This window comes from Lapidilactobacillus concavus DSM 17758, assembly GCF_001435835.1.
Lineage (GTDB): Bacteria > Bacillota > Bacilli > Lactobacillales > Lactobacillaceae > Lapidilactobacillus > Lapidilactobacillus concavus.
Genome location: NZ_AZFX01000089.1, coordinates 17,575 through 36,165, shown reverse-complemented (window position 1 = coordinate 36,165; position 18,591 = coordinate 17,575). Strand labels below are relative to the sequence as shown.

General features: G+C 44.0%; 17 protein-coding genes. 11 read left to right on the top strand and 6 right to left on the bottom strand.

What is annotated here, in order from left to right; translation table 11 throughout:
• Positions 1-213: 213 nt before the first annotated feature.
• The 3 genes from FC15_RS07955 to FC15_RS07940 all read left to right on the top strand — a co-directional run bounded on the left by FC15_RS07955 (position 214) and on the right by FC15_RS07940 (position 2,915).
• On the top strand, positions 214-816 hold the full coding sequence (locus FC15_RS07955) for a GNAT family N-acetyltransferase (RefSeq protein ID WP_057825611.1): 603 nt from the start codon (positions 214-216) through the stop codon (positions 814-816).
• A 187-nt stretch (positions 817-1,003) separates the two neighbouring features.
• On the top strand, positions 1,004-1,369 hold the full coding sequence (locus FC15_RS07950; protein ID WP_057825608.1) for a helix-turn-helix domain-containing protein: 366 nt from the start codon (positions 1,004-1,006) through the stop codon (positions 1,367-1,369).
• Positions 1,370-1,688: 319 nt separating this feature from the next.
• On the top strand, positions 1,689-2,915 hold the full coding sequence (locus tag FC15_RS07940) for an acetate/propionate family kinase (protein WP_057825604.1): 1,227 nt from the start codon (positions 1,689-1,691) through the stop codon (positions 2,913-2,915).
• Positions 2,916-3,027: 112 nt separating this feature from the next.
• Here the strand turns inward: FC15_RS07940 and FC15_RS09190 are convergent, their stop codons facing one another.
• Entirely contained in the window at positions 3,028-3,243 is a 216-nt protein-coding gene (locus FC15_RS09190; protein WP_146979152.1) for a hypothetical protein, read from the bottom strand.
• A gap of 157 nt (positions 3,244-3,400) precedes the next feature.
• Between FC15_RS09190 and FC15_RS07935 the strand changes: the two genes are divergently transcribed.
• On the top strand, positions 3,401-3,619 hold the full coding sequence (locus FC15_RS07935) for a hypothetical protein (protein ID WP_057825602.1): 219 nt from the start codon (positions 3,401-3,403) through the stop codon (positions 3,617-3,619).
• 159 nt (positions 3,620-3,778) lie between these two features.
• Positions 3,779-4,849 carry a hypothetical protein gene (locus FC15_RS07930; protein ID WP_057825600.1) on the top strand — a complete coding sequence of 357 codons (1,071 nt, stop codon included), beginning with the start codon at positions 3,779-3,781 and terminating at the stop codon, positions 4,847-4,849.
• 253 nt (positions 4,850-5,102) lie between these two features.
• Here the strand turns inward: FC15_RS07930 and FC15_RS07925 are convergent, their stop codons facing one another.
• Both FC15_RS07925 and FC15_RS07920 read right to left on the bottom strand, forming a co-directional pair.
• A complete protein-coding gene (locus FC15_RS07925; RefSeq protein ID WP_057825599.1) occupies positions 5,103-6,464 on the bottom strand; it encodes a metallophosphoesterase family protein in 1,362 nt (453 codons plus the stop codon).
• A 13-nt stretch (positions 6,465-6,477) separates the two neighbouring features.
• Positions 6,478-7,779, bottom strand: a complete 1,302-nt coding sequence (locus tag FC15_RS07920) for a pyrimidine-nucleoside phosphorylase (protein ID WP_057825596.1) — start codon at positions 7,777-7,779, stop codon at positions 6,478-6,480.
• A 179-nt stretch (positions 7,780-7,958) separates the two neighbouring features.
• On the opposite strand from FC15_RS07920, the gene add reads away from it, so the two are divergent.
• The 4 genes from add (at position 7,959) to FC15_RS07900 (ending at position 12,858) form a co-directional block, all read left to right on the top strand.
• Positions 7,959-8,969, top strand: a complete 1,011-nt coding sequence (add, locus tag FC15_RS07915; RefSeq protein ID WP_057825595.1) for an adenosine deaminase — start codon at positions 7,959-7,961, stop codon at positions 8,967-8,969.
• 65 nt (positions 8,970-9,034) lie between these two features.
• Positions 9,035-9,541 (top strand): universal stress protein, encoded by a 507-nt coding sequence (locus FC15_RS07910; RefSeq protein WP_057825593.1) that lies wholly within the window; start codon positions 9,035-9,037, stop codon positions 9,539-9,541.
• Positions 9,542-9,796: 255 nt separating this feature from the next.
• On the top strand, positions 9,797-11,425 hold the full coding sequence (locus FC15_RS07905; RefSeq protein ID WP_057825591.1) for an ABC transporter ATP-binding protein: 1,629 nt from the start codon (positions 9,797-9,799) through the stop codon (positions 11,423-11,425).
• Between the two features lie 212 nt (positions 11,426-11,637).
• Positions 11,638-12,858: a carboxylate--amine ligase gene (locus FC15_RS07900; protein ID WP_057825588.1), complete on the top strand. Its 1,221-nt coding sequence runs from the start codon at positions 11,638-11,640 to the stop codon at positions 12,856-12,858.
• Positions 12,859-14,339: 1,481 nt separating this feature from the next.
• On the opposite strand, the gene FC15_RS07895 is transcribed toward FC15_RS07900, so the two are convergent.
• Positions 14,340-15,773 (bottom strand): C69 family dipeptidase, encoded by a 1,434-nt coding sequence (locus tag FC15_RS07895; RefSeq protein WP_057825586.1) that lies wholly within the window; start codon positions 15,771-15,773, stop codon positions 14,340-14,342.
• Between the two features lie 214 nt (positions 15,774-15,987).
• Here FC15_RS07895 and FC15_RS07890 point away from each other — a divergent pair, with 214 nt between their 5' ends.
• Complete coding sequence (locus FC15_RS07890) at positions 15,988-16,857, top strand: hypothetical protein (RefSeq protein ID WP_057825584.1); 870 nt, start codon at positions 15,988-15,990, stop codon at positions 16,855-16,857.
• Here FC15_RS07890 and FC15_RS07885 read toward each other — a convergent pair.
• Entirely contained in the window at positions 16,854-17,498 is a 645-nt protein-coding gene (locus tag FC15_RS07885; protein ID WP_057825582.1) for a DNA-3-methyladenine glycosylase, read from the bottom strand. The genes FC15_RS07890 and FC15_RS07885 overlap by 4 nt on opposite strands.
• A 49-nt stretch (positions 17,499-17,547) precedes the next feature.
• On the opposite strand from FC15_RS07885, the gene FC15_RS07880 reads away from it, so the two are divergent.
• The gene (locus FC15_RS07880; protein ID WP_057825579.1) at positions 17,548-17,925 is read left to right on the top strand and encodes a DUF488 domain-containing protein; all 378 of its coding nucleotides are present in this window, start codon (positions 17,548-17,550) and stop codon (positions 17,923-17,925) included.
• Here FC15_RS07880 and FC15_RS07875 read toward each other — a convergent pair.
• On the bottom strand, positions 17,902-18,411 hold the full coding sequence (locus FC15_RS07875; RefSeq protein WP_057825576.1) for a methylated-DNA--[protein]-cysteine S-methyltransferase: 510 nt from the start codon (positions 18,409-18,411) through the stop codon (positions 17,902-17,904). The two genes, FC15_RS07880 and FC15_RS07875, sit on opposite strands and share 24 nt — an antisense overlap.
• Between the last annotated feature and the right edge of the window lie 180 nt (positions 18,412-18,591).

Genomic DNA, 18,591 nt, shown 5'->3' with positions numbered 1-18,591 from the left:
AGCGCCGAGAGTAGTTGGTGGGAGACTGCCTGCGAGGGTAGGGCGCTGCCACGCTATAATGGAAACAGACAAGTCAGTTAAGTGGCTTGTCTGTTTTTGCGTAGACTTGTTTTTTATAGAAATGGCGTTTTCTAAAATAGGGGATATATCCATGTTTAGAACACGTCTCGATACTTTTCAGCTGCGAGAACAATTCAAGAATGGTGGATGATAATGATCAACTTTATGAATAAACCGACCTTAACTGAAAAAACTGGTCGTGTGGTGTTATGGCCTTTTCAATCCGAGGATATCTCCACAATGCTTGATATCTTATCATTGCCTGGTGTCAATAATTTGACGAGTAGTGTCGACGAGTTTACACATGAAAAGGTCGTGATGCCCGCTGATGAGCGTGAAAAGACAATTGCATGGTATCAGACTCGTAATCAACAAAATGATCGTATGGATCTCGCAATCGTCTATTCGAACGTCCTGGTAGGTGAAGTTGTTTTAAATAATTATGAAGCTAAAGCTGAATCTTGCAACATTCGTATTTTAATCGCTGATAGTCATACGAATTTGGGTATCGGCAGTGTCGCGTTGTCCTTGATGATCGATGCGGCGTTTAATCGTTTAACATCGAAGATGATCACACTGGATGTTGCAAGTTTTAACCCACGAGCACGCCATGTCTATGAAAAGCTTGGATTCAAGCCGACCGCGGTACTAGCAAACGACTATACGATATCTGGTCAACGATATGATTCCACAGTGATGACCGTCACGCCTGAAACTTTTAAGCCCCAATTCTTTAAACTAAAACAGTCTCACTAACTAAACGATTGATAGAAAAGATAAGTGAATCGAGCCCTGATGTATCAATGTTGCAACTACAAGTTGCGGTGAATTCCAAAGATTATTGCGGAAATGTCAGCAGCTTGTGCTAGCTTATCCCACCGCAAGTAGCGATAATTAGGGTAGAGACAAGCGAAGCAGAACGCCTTAGAGAGGATGAGATAGAATGTCTACAATTCACTTTGCAGAACAATTGAAGCAGTTACGCAAGCAAAAAGGATTATCTCAAGATAACGTTGCGGAAAAATTATTTATTTCTCGTCAGGCGGTTTCTCGATGGGAGAGCGGGGAGGCAACTCCAGATGTTGCGAATTTAGTTGAATTAGCAGATTTCTTAGGAGTGGGGCTCGATGAGCTCGTCTTAAACAGAAAACCCGACGCTTCATACTCAGAGTCGACTAGTCAACAAGATATAGTCACTCAGAAACACCAAATGAATGGTTGGGAATTTTTAGCTCGTTACTGGTGGCTGATTTTTGGAATTGGAGGATGGCTAACATGGTTCATTCCCAAAATTGTTCAGGTATTTTAAACGTGTTGGATTTGATGACAACTTAAAGAATATTATCAAATCGATTTGCAGAAATGCAAAATCGATTTTTTTGTTGACTATAACTGTTAAAGCTGATCGCGATGTGATGCAACAACTAATTAATAGTGCTTTCGATAATTGTATTGGTGTCATTCACTATAAATGTATCCGTTCACTTAAAAAAATAGCGGTATCATAGGCTACGACATAATTGCTTTTTGATTTATTTTTCAGTATGATAATACTTGCTATAAGAAATATGAGTACATTAACAATAATTTTTTGATTATAAACTATCACTCATCAAGGAGCTGTTGACATGTCTAAAATACTTGCAATCAACGCCGGGAGTTCTTCACTAAAATGGCGTTTAATCGAAATGCCAACTGAGAAAGTTATTGCGAAGGTTGCGGCTGAGCGAATTGGCCAAGCAATTGGCACAATCAAAGTTGTAGGTAACGGTTTTAAAGTTGTACGAGAAATGCCAGTGCCTTCGCACCATGAAGCTGTGCAAATGCTGCTTAAAACTTTAACTGAACAAAAAATTATTAACGATTTTTCAGAAATTGGTGGCGTTGGTCATCGTGTGGTGGCTGGTGGTGAAATCTTCCATCAATCAACACTGATCGACGAGCATGTCTTAGAACAAATTGAATCGTTGGCCGAATATGCGCCGCTACACAATCCAGCGGAAGCGGAAGGTATTCGTGCATTTATGGCGGCTTTACCCGGCGTTCCAGAGGTTGCTGTTTTTGATACGTCGTTCCACCAGACGTTATCGGAAGTCAATTATTTATATAGCATCCCGTATGATTATTATCAGCAATATGGCGCGCGAAAATATGGTGCGCACGGAACGAGTTATCGTTATGTTTCGCAGCGTGCGGCTGAATTAGTGCAGCAACCCTTGCAGGATTTAAAAATGGTTGTCGCTCATTTGGGAAATGGCGTCTCTCTAGACGCAATCAAAGATGGTCAATCATATAATACTAGTATGGGATTTACACCGCTCGCAGGGGTTACAATGGGCACACGAGCGGGAGATATCGATGCATCGCTCGTTGCACATCTCCAAGAAAAACTGAATTTGACGACTGAGCAAATGATCGATGTTTTGAATACGAAGTCTGGGTTACTTGGTTTATCAGGTGTCTCGTCAGACATGCGCGATCTATTAGCCAAAGAAGCGACAAATCATCGTGCCAAAATTGCGGTCGAAATTTTTGTCGATCGAATTGTTCAATATATCGGCGCCTATGTGGCACAGTTAAACGGATTGGATACCCTGGTATTCACCGCGGGCATCGGTGAGAACGAGTCAGAAATTCGATTGCGAATTTGTCAATCATTGGGCTATTTAGGTGTCGAAATTGACGAAGAAATTAATGCGAAAACTCGTGGTGTAGAACAACTAATTAGTACACCGACTTCAAAAGTTAAAGTTTTAGTCGTCCCAACAGATGAAGAATTGATGATTGCGCGAGACGTGGTTGAGTTAGGCCAGATTGAGTCGCAGGATTTGAAAGTTGCGCATGCTCAAAAATAGTGACATGATGCTAATCATCGGTCGTCGCGTTATAACGGATAGGATTAATCACTACCTATTAAAAAACGGTCTTGCAGAATCATTTTGCAAGGCCGTTTTTGTATGAAAAAGCTTAGGACTCTGGATCTAAGTTGTTCAGATTGAACACGTCGGGATGATTGAAGACTTGCCAGCCTAAACCTTTAGGAAGTGTTGATTTGACAGAGTGGGATTGCTGGTTGTGCGCGGATTTTGTGGCGTGGTGTCCGCGGCTATCCAGTAAGGTAACTAGGCCACTTGTCGTCAATAGAAATATGGCGGAAATAATCAATAAATTTCTACGATTCATAGGCGACCTCAATAAAATTTGAATTTGTGTTTGATTTAATTATATCAAGACCAGATTTCTCAGTCGAATTAGAGGCAACATCACCGCATATTTAATAAATAAAATTTATGACTGGTGATGGCCATGCGTTCACCGAAAATTTGACAGAGCAAAACGCATGGCTGTTCAAAAAAGTCTGCTAGAAATTCCCGGGATGCGTCATATCGACGTTACAGCAAACGTGCATCGTCGCAGTAAATGGGACGTTGTCTTCAGTAATATCAACCTTAAGATCAACGCCTTCACTCTATTATCGTGGTTGTTGGCCGCACTGTTATTCTTTGCATTTGTGATTCCGATGATCAAGACGTTGATTGAGACCTTGATGTCGAAATAATAGGAATGATGTTGATCTCATTTTTTTACTGATAATTTAATCGAAGCTGTGCAGTAAGTCAGCTTCTTTTTTATACTCGGACTTTGTGCCTATTCTAACCTAGGCTCAAGTGGGGTATAATCAGACACAATATTGAAGCGACACGAACGGAGAAGACGTATGAACGATTTGATTTCAGAGCGGAAATTGTTAAATGTGGTCATTTGGGCGGTTTTAATTGGTGTGGCTTCGTTTGCAACCCTTCCAATCTTTGTCATGCTGTATTTGGAAATGGCGCTTATTTTGATTGTTGTCACTTGGATCAAGGATTTCCCGCGGCAATTAAAAAGTATGATGACGTTAGCGTATTTGTTACTCGTTATTTTTCAAATTTCGTTTTGCGTGGTGGCATCTTTCGGTAACCATTTATTCGTAGGTACAGCAATTATTAGTCGAATTTTTTCAACGGGCCTAATTTTATTACCCTTTATTTTAGAACGCTCAATGTTTGACCATAACAACACAGAGGCTTATTTGCCGACATTTCGCGAGATGGCCACGTTAAGTTTTGCTGAATTGAAAGAAAACGGTGAGTCAATCAGGCAAAATTTACAAGGCGTTGGTAAGCTGCGACGAACTTTGGCGTTGGACGGTATCAAAGCGGTGATTGCCGATCTACATCGTCATAGCTCTGTACACTATATTAACGATGGCACGCTGACTGAGTCTTATTTTGAGCGAGCGAAAGCGACACTGACCGACCCTTATATGTATCTCGTTATTTCTCACACCGGCAGTAATGCCAGCGATATTATTTCATTATTTACAAAAAAACAGTACAACCATACTTCTTTGAGCTTCGATGAAGGACTGCAAACTGCAATCAGCTATAACGGTGGCAATAACGTTTATCCTCCGGGGTTGAATTCGGAGATGATCGAGGCTTTTCACCAAGCTGATGACGCCTCACTACTCGTTTATCGGCTGAGTGCCACGTCGGTACAGAAGCAGGCGATTCTTGAACACATCCGCCACATCAACGAGGTTGGCAGTGCCTACAATATTATCGGGCTGGTTTTGAAACATTCGTTGCGACCCAATATCATGTTCTGTTCGCAATTTGTCTACCAGACTTTAGCGAGCACAGGCCTCGCCTACTTTAAAAAAGCGGATGGCATGGTTAAGCCAACGGACTTTATTGAACAGGATTATTATAAAAAATTGGATTTCTGTTATGAAATCAAATTCTAAATACCTTGAGTCCACGCTCTAAAACGCGTTACACAAGGTAGTCATTTCCGCTTAACAACAAATCCGCAATGATTCTAGCCGAATCATTGCGGATTTATCGTTAATGCTCAATGACAAAACGCCTTGTTTCACGCTCTAAACGCGTTACCTCAAGCAACTTCCTGCGCTTAGCTACGCTGAACGACGCTCTGCTACGCAGCTCTTACGTTCACCTAGGCTAATGCTCAGAAGCTACCCGCTTGAGTCCACGCTCTTAAAAATTAAACTTTCTTTCTGGTGTTGCTGCTCCGTATCCGTAGACGTTTATTTTTCTTGTTTTGGCATCGATGTCGATGACGTAGCCTGCAAATTCTGTCATTGTGCCTTGTTTTCTTTGCCAGTTTTGATTGAAATGGGTGGTGAGCTGGTGGTCTGGTCCCATTAGCGCGCTGCAATTCAGTAGGATATACTTGATGCCTTGATGTTTGTACTCGGCTTCGAGGTGGCGGTGGCCACAAATATACGCCCAGACTTGTCCACCCTGTTGCTGACTAAAATCGAATTCAACGTTGACGGTAAAATCGGGATTCGTGACTTGGGGTTGTAGGCGTCCTTTGAGTCGATGGTTAAATGCGACTAAGAGTTCATGAACGGCGTGTCCATTGTACTGTAATGCGTCATCCCCCTTGGCGTCAATCAAATTGGCATGGCCGCAGATGACGATACGCCGATTGCTACTGGATTGTAACAGTGCAACGAGTGCCTCAATTTGTTGTTGACGAATGGCTAGTGTTAGCTTAACGTCGTATTTTTTGGTGCCATCTGCATTTAGTAAGAAGGGCACATCACTGGTATTTAGGAAGATCACACGTACCTGGCCTTTGTCGAAATATCCGAGGCCACTTTGCCAATCCACCACGTGAATCTGTGGCTGAGCAAATAATTTTTTGTAGACAAGATTACCATATGTCTTCGCGGTAAAACTCGGGCGGTCGTGGAAGAACTTCTCGTCATATTTATCGTTCGCATCATGATTGCCTTCGACCATGAAGAACGGCGTTTTGCTCTCATTTAATGTAGCGACGATCTTTCCCAGTCGTGCCTGGCTAATTGCCGGCTGATCTGAACCGTCAATCGCGTCGCCAAGATGTCCCTTGATGTCTAAGATGCCGGTCTCGTCAAGTAAATTAAGTTCTTGGACGTGTTGGAGACCATTGACACCATAGTACGTATAATTGGCGTTGGCCTTGTCATGCGTATCGGTGACGATGCCCATCGTTAGTGATTCAGGAGTCAACTTGTGATTCAGCTTAACCGCAAACTCTTGCAGATACTGCTTCACGAATTGACGGGCGCCGAGTGGTAATTCGGTCATGGCGTTATAACGCTTGAAGAATTTTGAGTAACTACGGAAATAGATGGGACCAGCTAAACCGTCTGCTTTTTGTTGAGGTAAAAAGATCTGTTGATCATCGGCTGTCACAATTAGCGTATACTTTACCTTTTTGCCAAAATCATTGACGAGTGTTGTCGTGTAGGTCCCTGGCGCATGCCGGGTTTCATTGAAAAGTTGTTGTCGCGACTGATGTGAATTGAATCGGCGAAATAGGGGTGGCCAGTGGGCTGATCTACTCATTGTCGTCACCTGATTAGTGAATGATTTCGTGGATCAACTGTAACGGATCTGGTCGATCAGTGCCAATCTCGAAGCTATTCAAGACTTGATCTTGAACTTCTTGAGGTGCCTCCGAATTTAGGTAGAGTGTGGCTAATGATTCACCAACTTCGACCGTATCGCCGATTTTCTTATGCAAAACAATACCGACAGCTGGATCGACTTTATCCTCTTTCTTCGCGCGGCCACCACCAATCTTGACGGAAGCAAGCCCCAAATCATTGGTTTGCATGCCGATAACGTAGCCGGCTTGTTTGGCGGTAATATCGAGGGTCATTGCGGCCTGTGGTAATTTTTCTGGATGATCAACGATGCTTGCATCGCCGTTTTGATCGCTGATCAGTTGCTTGAAGGCCGCCAGTGCACTGCCATCGTTGATTTTACCAATCAAAATTTGTCGGGCATCTTCCGTGTTTTCTGCAAGTTTGGCAAGCACCAGCATTTCTGCACCAAGGATCAGCGTTAGCTCGGTGACGTCTTCTGGACCTTGTCCGCGCAAGACATCGATCGATTCTTTGATTTCCAATGCATTACCGATCGTGTATCCCAAAGGTTGATTCATGTCGGTCAAGTAAGCCACACAAGGAACTTGATTCTGACGACCAATCTCAACGAGGGTTTCAGCTAGCTTCCGTGCACGTTCCTCAGTCTTCATAAAAGCACCGTTGCCGACTTTAACATCGAGGACTAAGGCGTTGGTGCCAGAGGCGAGCTTCTTACTCATGACTGAGCTGGCAATCAGAGGAATGGCTTCAACTGTCGACGTCACATCGCGTAACGCGTAGATTTTCCGATCTGCTGGTGCCACGTCTTTCGTCGCACTAATAATTGCAGTCCCATGTTCTTGGACCTGTTGAATAAACTGGTCGACTGTTTCATCGACTTGATAGCCAGGAATGGCTTCAAGTTTATCTAGTGTGCCACCTGTATGACCTAAGCCGCGGCCAGAAATCATCGGATTCTTAACCCCAGCGCTTGCGACTAAGGGCGCGAGCGGAATACTTATTTTATCACCGACGCCCCCAGTCGAATGTTTGTCGACTTTAGTGCCGGGAATCATCGAAAGGTCTAATTTTTCACCCGAGTTAAGCATGGCGCGGGCGAGTGAGGAAGTCTCATCGTGATTCATGCCATTTAAATAAATGGCCATCAACAAGGCGCTCATTTGATAATCAGGCACATTTCCAGCCGTATATTCCGTAATAATAAACTCGATTTCGGCGTTAGATAATTCTTGATGGTCGCGTTTCTTAGCGATTAAATCAATCATTCTCATGATGTAGCCTCCTAAAGTGTAGATACCTATTTGTATTCTATCAAACTTATGAAAAGAGTGCGAATCGAAACGGTTTCATTTCGATGAATAAATGACTATCCGGATGATTTTATTTGCTTTTGGTTGAATTTTTCTCAAAAAAACGCTATCTTGAGTGTATTAGGAGATTGAGGTGGATTATGCTATCTGTTGAAGAATTACGAGCACTCCCTAAAGTTGAATTACATTGTCACTTAGACGGCTCGCTATCTTTAAAAGTGATCCGACGACTCGCAAGGATGGCGCAGGTCGACTTGCCAACAACGGATGCCGACTTGGAAAAACTGGTCAGCGTTCCTGATAACACGAAAGATTTACTGTCCTATCTGAAACGCTTCGATGTTGTGATGCCACTATTACAAACTGAGGCAGCGCTTGAGCTGGCCGCGTATGATGTGATTGAACAATGTGCACAGGAAAACGTGAAGTACATCGAAGTCCGCTTCGCCCCAGACTTTTCAACGGAAAAAGGGTTGAGCGTCGAGGCGGCCATTGCAGCCGTGATCAAGGGCCTACACCGTGGTCGAGCGGATTTTCAGGTTGAATCTGGATTGTTAGTTTGCGCGATGCGTCAATTTCCAAATGCTCGCAACCAAGCCATGTTTCATGCAGCTCGTCCATTTCTTGGTGATGGGCTGGTTGGCGGTGACTTTGCAGGTGACGAGGCGAATTTCCCTACTGGCGTCATTGAGCCTGCCATCAAGGTTGCACAACAGTTAAATATTCCTATGACTTTGCATGTGGGTGAGAGTCATTGCGTGCATAACGTGATGGCCGCGCTGGCTTTAGGTATTCGTCGTTTTGGCCATGGCGTTGCGCTTGGTGGGCATCCTGTATTGCAGTCAGAGGTGGCGCAAGCAGGCGGTGTCTTGGAGATGTGTTTAACAAGCAATCTGCAAACAAAGGCAATTGTAAAAATTGATGACTATCCCGTGCCCGAATTGATTGCAAACCATGTTAAAATTACCATTAACACGGATAATCGAACGGTTTCTCGAACAACGTTGACGAAGGAATATCTGCTTTGGCAACAACATTTCGGCATTACTAAAGCACAATTCCATGAGTTCAATCTGAATGCCATTAACGCAGCATTTTGTTCGGATTTAGTTCGTGAGCGTGTGATCGGCGAACTGGCGACGGGTTACTGAGTGAATCTGTGGTTAGGGTCAATTCAATATTGTTTTAGAAATTCTTTTATCATGAGGTGAGCTAAATGAAAGATTTAGAAGATTATCACGTCTCCACCATGCATTATTCACGAATCATGATTGCCGTTGACGATGATGATTTTATTTCGTCCCAACGGGCGTTTGACTACGCTTGTACGGTCGCTAAGATTTACAATATTCCCCTCGCCGTTGCGATGATTCTGGAAACCGGCGATTTAAATATTTTCCAGTCCCTGTCACCCGACGTGCTAACTAAGCAGCGGGCGGCGATCGCTAAGGATTTGAATACTTACTGTGACAAGGCTCGTGAATTCGGTGTCCTGGATATCCAGCCCTTCCTCGGCGAAGGTGTCCCTAGCCATGAGATCGTCGACAAGATCATCCCTAGTTTCCGGCCTGATTTGCTCGTGATTGGCTCCGAGACGAAAATGGGACGTCGTAAGACAATTGGCACGCATGCGGCTTATATGGCTCGTTACGCCCCTTGTTCGGTCATTATCGTTCGTTCCGATGCACAAATCAGCCGAATGATCAGTTATTTTGAAGAGTAAGCACTCATTAAGATGCTTTTGAGAATTGTTTCTGACACGACGGGGTAAAAACTGTCGTGTCTTTTTGTGTACCCGACGGTTTTCGCTGAAGTGAGAATAACTCAAATTAAATCTTCATCGAATTCACAGAAAACAGTTGGATTCCGCGTCAGTTAAGTGTATGATTCAAGTTATGAAAAATCAAATGGCATTAGACACCCAGAATTATGAACGACACTTAACGTTAATTAACATGGAATTTAAGGAGAGATGTTTTTGGGGATCTGGAAGTATGTAAAAAAAGAATGGCGGCTCAATATGATTGTGCTGCTGATTGATGTCGTTGGCGCAACGTGCACGACATTATTTGGACTCGGCGCCGCTAATATATTGACGGCAGTGGTGAAGCGCCAGTTATCGATCGTTTTGATCTGGTTTGCGATACTCGCGGCAACGAGTCTGGTATGGGCAGTTCAGATTGTCTTACATGAGCGAATGTTAACCAGTGCGATACAAAAAATGGATGCGGATATTCGAGATAATATGACGGAACGCCTGATTGCAGCGGGTTATGCAGGCTTTCATCAGCATAATCCTTCCGTTTACATTTCTTGGATGACAAATGATATCGGAACAATCAATGATTATGGTTTCTTCTGTTTAGAAATGGCGGCATTGCAGGCGATTACGATTGCAATGAGTATCGCGACGATCGTTCATTTTCATTACTCGATGATTGCGACCATCGTTGTTTTGTTAGTGATTATGTATTTTGTACCGAAGGCTTTTACTAAGAAGATGAATCAGGCCGCATTGAGCGCGACGAAGACGGCCGAAACTGCAACGAAAATTATTTCAGACTTTTTATCCGGCTTCGATGATTTGCTCATGTTAAATTTACAAAAACAAATCACGACCGCCGTTAATCATGCGTCTACAACTTTACGCGAGGCTAGAGTGAAACAGGCGACTGCCAATGGGACAATGATGGGCGCGTCTAATCTGTCAAGCCTGCTGAGTCAGACGGTTGTGCGGGCGCAGGCGGTCCTCCTGTACTTGTGGAAGCTCGCACCAATTGGGGGCATCAGTGCCGCAAGCTATTTTTCGGCGACAATTTTTTCAAGCACAACGGGGATGTTGGCTAACTTGATGGAAGTGAAGACGACGAAGCCTGTCTTCGAAAAATATATGGCTTTGATTCCTGAAGCGACGATTGCACCACAAGACCAAATCGATATCACAGATCAACCCGCCGCGATTAAATTCGAACACGTCGATTTTAGATATGAATCAAGTCTGATTCTGGATGATTGTTCATTCGAATTACCGGCGGGCCGCAAATTGATCCTGGTCGGCGATTCGGGTACCGGTAAGACGACTGTACTAGATCTTATCGCCAAGAAAATACGTCCGACGCAAGGCACGTTACGATATGGTTCAGTGGCCTACAACCATATTGTTGCCACGCAATTGCGCGATCAACTTATTTATATTAATCAAAAGCCCCATCTCTTCAATGACACGCTTCGCTTCAATATCACGCTGGGATCGGCGATTCCTGACGAGGATTTGTTGGCCGCGATTGAGGTGAGTGGTCTTGCACCGCTAATTGATAATTTATCGGCTGGTCTTGAAACGGTTATCAGCGAGAACGGCTCAGATTTATCTGGCGGCCAGGTTCAACGCGTTGCTTTAGCGCGCGGGCTCGCCCAGAAGAAGCATGTTTGGCTGATTGATGAAGCCACATCTTCCTTGGATCCAGAGTCGACGCGGGATATTGAAGATCGATTGATGGCACTCGACAAAGTCACGATGCTCGTTGTGAGCCATCACGCTTCCGAAAGATTACGCCAACAAGCGGATCAGGTCGTTGAACTAGTCGACGGTAAAGTACAATCGGTCTAAAAATCAAAAATTGAATGTTTTTCAATTTTGGCTGTGAAGCGAGAAGGCGTCACAGCTTTTTTTATGAAAATTAATGGTGTGTTTACGTGAAAATAACCCCTTAAATTAAGTTTTACAACTATTAAATTTCTGATGATATTCGAAAAACCGGTTTGATTATGACCCTGCTATCCTTTATAATTAGCCGTGTTATCGATATTTTGGAGGCAATCATGGCAGATTTTAATTTTATCCCAATCATCGTCGGCACCGATTTAAATACTTACAACGTTGCAATTTCTTTTCATGAAAAATATGGGATTCACCCGATTTTGATTGGCTCGGCACCACTTTCTTTTACGGAATACAGCACGATTCCAGACAAGATTGATTATTATCCTGAACTCCACCAACCGAGTGAATTTCCGAAGATTCTCGAAAAGGTTGCCAAGAAATATCAGACACCCGGTAAGAAGTTATTGTTGATTGGGACTAGCGATATGTATGTGCGTTATATCGTCGAGAATGAAGCGTTTCTCAAGCAATATTACGTCTTCAATTATCCGTCATTGAAAATCTTGAATCAGTTACAATACAAGAAGAATTTTTACCAGCTCTGTGATCAATTGGGCGTTGATTATCCGCGGACATTCTTCTATGATTGTCGCCAGATTGATGTGCCTTTCGAAGATGATCAGGCGCAATATCCGCTGATTATCAAGCCTAGCAATGTGGTCAAGTATTACGATCTCCACTTCGAAGGTAAGAAAAAAGTCTATCGCGTCAATTCAAAGGCAGAAGTTGAGACGGTCCTGAAACGTCTTCATGACGCTAATTACGATGATGAAGTCATCATTCAAGAATATATTCCTGGCGAGGATACCAGCATGTGGGATGGTGTCCTGTATGCCAACACTCAGGGCAAGGTGAAATTAGTGGCGCTTGGGCAGGTCGTCCTCCAAGAACACACACCAACGGCAATTGGCAATTATACCGCAATCATCAGCCGGTATAATTTACCATTGATGCAAAAAATGCAGGGGCTACTCGAAAAAATTGGCTATACAGGCTTCGCCAATTTCGACATCAAGTATGATGAGCGTGATCATAAATTCAAGTTGTTTGAAATCAACATTCGTCAAGGCCGTTCGAGTTATTACATCACGCAAACAGGACACAATATGGCACAACTTTTAGTCGACGACTGTGTCAATCAACTTGATCCACCGATCACGTACAATGAGCGCACGTTCTTGTTTACGATCGTGCCAAAAGTCGTTCTTAGAGAATTTGTTTCTGATCCAAAAATTAATCGTGAATGTCGCGAGCTGATCAAGCAGAAGCGATGGGGGAATCCGTTGTTCTATCGCGCGGATAAGAGTTTGAAGCGGAAGCTATTCTTAGCGGCACGGCAGTTGAATTATGTTAAGAAGTATCGGAATAATAAGTGGTGATTGCTAGTTTGCTGCATGATTGATTCTGAGACTTGGCAGGTTGTCAGACCTGCTAGTCTACCGGGCTCTCAAGCCCATCAGTCCACTGCGTGGAAAGTTGTTGCCTTCGCTGTGGGGCTGGCTGCGGGTTTATTCGGCTCGTGCTTCGCATGTCTGTCAAACCATTAAGCCCGTCAGTTCACTGCGTGGAAAGTTATTGCCTTCGCTATGGGGCCGGTTCCAGGTTTATTCGTCGGGTGCTTTGCACGCGACGAATAAATCTTCCGCCTTCGATTTGAGCTTCTGCTCTGCAGAATCTCAAATACGACCCTGCAGTAAGTTTGAGAAAGCAAGCTTTCGCAAACAACTGCATTTCACAGCACGGCAACAACTTTCCACTCCGTTCCCTGACTCAGAGGTGAAGGCAGAATTGCGGTTTGAAATTACAAACAGGAAATTAGTGTGTATTTCTAACCCAGTTCGTAAATCTTTAAGACTAAATCAGAAGTTGCGGAGGAAAATGGTTGTGATGCTGTGAAAGTTTTGTAAGTCTGCACGCTTTTCGCAGACTTACAAAACGGGTAAATTGGAGACTTCGCGTAGAGTGTGGAACAAGGCGGTTAACTATCGAGCATTAACGATAACTTCTGAATGATTCGCTTGTGAATCTTTTAGAAGTTGTTGTTAAGCACAGATAGTTGCCTTGTGGAGCACGTTTGCGAAGGCTCCAATTTAGTCGAAAGCTACTTTTAGCTTGCTAAAAGAGCTGTAGACGGCCCCACAGCAAGAACGACCGTTTTCCGCAGCAACTTCGGCGAATAGCAATAAAATAATTCGATTTTATTAATTTGTCATTCTAGACACACGACTAATACAAAAATTCACGCCAAAATACTTGCACATTTCGATCGAAAATGACAAGTTTTTTGGCGTGAATCTGAAAATTAGTCGTGTCTCAATTTCGCCATTTGAAGCAATCACGATTTTTAAATGCGATTATGATTTAATATTCAAAGAAATAGGCTGCCAGCAAATCACACCCAGTTATCTCGAGTTACCGACTAAATCAGAAGTTGCGGAAGACAATGAGCATGATTGCAGTGACAGTGCTATAAGCTCGAAACGTGTTTCGAGCTTATAACACGGGCAAAACTTTAGATTTTGTGCAACAAAAGCTACAAGTTTTAGGCGAAAGCTCCTTTTTGAAGTAGAGCGTGGAACAAGGCGGTTAGCAGTTGAGCATTAACGATAATTTCTGAATGATTCGCTTGCGAATCGTTTAGAAATTGTTGTTAAGCACAGACTGCTGCCTTGCGGAACGCGTTTCAAAAAGAGCTGCAGCCGGCCCACAGGCAAGCATGCCCATTGTCTGTAGCAACTTCGGTTTGACGCCCCACAGCAACTTCAAAAGCTAGCAACACAAAAAGTCTCATTCCAGTCGTTAGTCACCTAACGCCGGAATGAGACTTTATTTTTTAACTAAAAACGAATAACGAATGAGATTACAAGTTACGATCCATGTTGAAGGTTAACTTCGACAGTGTGATGCCCTTCGTGTAAAGCTGACCCATGAATTGATGAGCTTTTTCACGCATGGCAGCGACTGTTTCTTGATTCTTCTTCGTGAGGAAGTCGGTCAATGCTTGGCCTTGATAGTTCTTCGCTTCTTCATCGATGGCAGCAACTGTTGCACGCAATTCTTGACGGCATTCTTTTAAATAATCAAGGTCGTCTTGAACAAAATGCGAATAATTCGATTCAACTAAAACAGAAAGTGAACGGTACATCCAGTAAGCATCTTCAAAGTTATAAGTCATTGAAGTGTTGTTGTAAGATGCATCGGTTTCTGTTGCGTTTGTGTAGAATGGCAAGTATGGCGTGAAGGTTGGATAACCAATGCACAACCACATGACGGCAGAGAATTCTTCGGGGACGTCATTGCGTAATTGCAAGATGTGCGAGTTCTGCGTGCGGTTCAAGCCGATTGGACGATAACGATATTTGTCGGCGTCGTCTTCTTTTTTCATTGGATCGAATGGGGTCTCGTTGTAGTGAGAACCAAGAATTTGTTGGATGTCGTCAGGCGAAATCTTGTGGCTAGTCCGGCAAATGAATGGTAATTCGCTGCTCTCAGGATCTTGTTGGATCTCGGGATTAAGAATATGTTGGCCGTACCAAACACGTGGCGTGTTGTAGTGGCGGTCTTTTTCGTTCGAGGTGCCAAAAATATGACGGAAGTTCCAACCGCTTTGATCTGTGTTTAAGTGGTGAGCTTCGACGAATTCTTGGATGCCTTCTGACCACATGAAGTTTTCGGTATCGCTAAAATCGACTTGTTGGATGGCGACTTGGTTTGCGGCGATGACATAAGCATCATCAGGGATGCGTTGGGCAACCCAGTGATGGCCGGTCACAATTTCCATGTACCAAACGTCATTTTTGTCACCGAAGAGCACGGAGTTGCCTGCAGGTGAACCGAATTTCTTGATCAGTGAGCCTAAATATTTGACGCCGTCTTTGGCGGAGTCGATATAAGGTAAGACAGCAGTTTGCATGCAATCTTCATCGAGACCATCTTTAACAAGTGGGTCGAAGGCGAGGGCACGCTCATTGCCATAAGTACTTTCTGTACAGCTCATTGCGACATTTTTCTCGTTAATACCACTCTCGTCATAGTAGCCGAGATGCTTATAATCAACGTTAGGTACGGCTGGATAGCGGTAACCATTCTCTGGGAGTTCCATTTGGAAGCCATTGAGATATGACTTCAGAATACGACCTTTTTCACCGTGAACGGCAGGGTGCATGTAGAAACGATGCGGAGCAACCGCATGAAACGTATCGTCGTTTCGTGCAATCATTGTACTGCCGTCGATACTAGCGTCTTTACCGACCAAAATTGTCGTACAAGCACGCTCGATATTTTGTTCAGACATCAGAAAACCTCCACAATTTTTTATTTAATCACTAACAAACATAGCACGTTTTGAGGTTGCGAACAACACGGGCGGGTTATTTTAACTCAGGCAATTCTTAAGCAGTCCGGTCAAAATAAGGTTGATTTCAAAAGGATGCAAACAGTTTCAAAAATATTCTTGAGGCGGTGGACTATGCTATACTGAAGTTATTCTGAGTTGAGGAGATCAATCGATGAATTCAAGAACGGAACTATATGCTTATAAGTTACCAAAACGAAGTCGATTCCTCACATTTTTATTGGCCCTGCTGCTTGCAACTTTTGTGGGCACTTGGCTGGTACAATCGACAGTTTTGGATGATCGATTCGTGCAACGCGATCTGGAACAGAGTGATGGCTATGATGAGTTCACGACGCAATTGAATGTGGTGTTGAACACGCAGGCACAAAAAGCGGGCGTGCCGCAATCTGTCTTGACCAACATTGCGACAAAGGCGAATGTTAAGCAGGTGATTAGCACGTCGCTCGATCACGTGTATCAACACCAGACTGATCCAATCGATGTTCAGCCTATTTTAGATGAAATCAATGCGCAAGTGCGTGAAAAAATGGCGGGCGCTGCTGCCGTTTCAGGCGTTTCAGCGACCGCTATTTCGGAATCAGTTCAAAGTAATTTTAAAGATTATGTAACGCAACGTGCGCAACCTATCGCGAATCGCGCGGTCAAGCTAATTGCCGCGTTACAGTCTGGTGCAAAAAGTGCCATGATCGTCAGCGGTGTCTTGGCGCTGATCGTGACGATTGCGATCCTATTTCGTTCTCACGGCCATCTTCATGGTTGGCGTTATTTATTCTGGGGTATTTTTTGGGGCGGAGTACTCGTGGCATTACCCGGTGCGATTCTGCGTTTCAGTGATTTAATCGTTAACATCGCAGAAACGACTCGGAGTTTCTCGAGTATCATGTTGACCTTCATATCGGATACCTTGATGGTCTTTATCCGAATTGGTGGTTTACTTGCGGGTGTCGGGCTTTTGGGCGTCTTGTTGTGTATTGCGCTGCCTTCATTCTTCCATCGCAATCGTGGCTATCAGAGCCACTAATTCAGCCAACCATAATGATCGAAGTCGATGTCACGTCGACGGCTTTTTGAAACATAGGGGTTCCCCTTAACAATGAATCTGAATTGATCTTCCCAGTTCTCGGCAGTGCGGACACCTATGCGTTCGCCACGGCCGATTTCTGCCGGTTGCTTCGTTGGTTGACGATAGATTTTAAGTGGACTGTCAGTCAAAAGCTGGTAGTTCATTTTCGTGTCGTGGATGTCAAAAGCTTGCATTAGCTTACCCGGGCCGCTGGTCAACTCGAATTCGCCACGTGGTCGATTTTTTAACATTAGGTCAGTGCCAATCGCCGGTTCAATTGCCCGAATTAAAATCCCTTGAGGTTCGCTCGTTGCTTGGGTGACGACATCGAACGCGTAAAACCCACGGATCGCGTAAATATAGACGGTCCCCGGCGCACCATATAAGGGATCGTTGGCTTTGCCGTGACGGCCGCCGAAAGCATGAGCGCCAGGATCATCAACACCTAGATAAGCCTCTGCTTCAACAATATAACCACCCATGGGACCAAGTGGACTATGATACACGAGTAATTTGCCTAACAAGTCTTTAGCAATCTCGCCGGTGGGACGATCTGTGAAGAAGTCGGGCGTTAATACCTGATCGTCAGTTAAATTCATCGTTAAATCTCCTAAAATAAAAAAATCAAAAGTAGAAAGAAGTCTCATGATGCACTTAAAGATTGAACGGATCTATGGGAATGAAGCTGATCCTGAAACATATCGTATTTTGATCGACCGTTTATGGCCGCGGGGCATCTCAAAAGAAAAAGCCCAACTCGATGAGTGGGCTAAAGAAATTGCGCCATCGACGGAATTACGCCGATGGTTTAATCATGATCCTGAGAAATTTACGACGTTTAAACAGCGTTATTTAACGGAGTTAGCAGAAAATCCGCAGACGTCCGATTTTATCAAGTTGTTGCAAGCCAAGCTGGCCATTCAGGATGTGGTCTTGCTATATGGTGCTAAGAATCAACAAGAGAATCAAGCAACCGTGTTAATGGCCTTTTTGCGCCAAGAACTAAGCCAGGCCTTTTTCGAGTGAGAGTAGTTCACGCTTGAAGTTAAGGCCGCCGCGGAAGTCACCGAGGCCGCCGTCTTTACGGAGAACACGATGGCAAGGAATGAAGATTCCGACGGGGTTTTTAGCGACTGCAGAAGCAACGGCGCGGAATGATTTGGGTTGGCCAATTTCTGTAGCGAGTTCCGAATAGTTTGTGGTTTGACCGACAGCGATGTTTTGAAGCGCCTGCCAAACTTGTTGCTGTAATTCAGTGCCACCTAAGTTAGCGCTGATCGGTAAATTTGCGAGTGGATGACGGCCGGCAAAATAAGCTTGTAACGCCTTCTTGTAAGGCTTGATAACTGCCGGACGACGGGTGTAGGTGTTTTTGTCGCTGGCTTTAGGAAACAGTTGGTCATATTCATCCCAGCCGTTCTCAGTGAGACTAACAAATTGTAGGCCATCTTCCGCAACAATGATCAAAAAATGGTGCTTCTGGATCTTAACTTGATCGAAATACAAATTCATGCGTGAATAATCTCCTCTAATCAGCTTGAATCAAAAATGAAATGTAACGTCGTTCTTGATTTACCGTTAAATATCATAACATATAAAACGGCGAACGAAAAATTTTGATCGATTTTGTGCGTGTTAACGCTAATTATACGAAAAAATCAGCCAGGCATGAGACCGCCTGACTGATTTTTT